Here is a 307-nt window from a genome sequence, read left to right as displayed (position 1 = left end):
GTCCTCTTAAGGGCGTGTTCAAGATCGATGGCGAACTGCCAGTGCGGAAGAAGGCAGCAGGCGCGAAGCTAGCAGGGGTCAATGTGGCTTGGACCAGTTACCGCTCGGCTGACGAAGAGGCGTTTGTCGAGGCTCAGGGCGGCACCGTTGTCAAGTACAGCGCGAAGATGAATGTGCTACTATACAAGCCGGGTGCTAAGTTCGCGGACAAGATCGTAAAGGCCGGGAACAAGGCGATGACATGGGACCAGTTCAAGGAGAAATACGGGCTATGAGCGAGATTACGTTTGCTGTAAAACGCGTTGTC

1 protein-coding gene is annotated in these 307 nt (G+C 55.0%); it reads left to right on the top strand.

Features of this window, described 5'->3' with window-relative positions:
• Window positions 1-275, top strand: a 275-nt coding sequence (locus AC1RPY_RS07765; protein ID WP_481763109.1) for a hypothetical protein, incomplete at its 5' end; no start/stop codon positions are given.
• Between the last annotated feature and the right edge of the window lie 32 nt (window positions 276-307).

This window comes from Dellaglioa sp. CoH-56-MRSF-12 (assembly GCF_056782075.1).
This window is presented reverse-complemented; position numbering and strand designations above follow the sequence as displayed.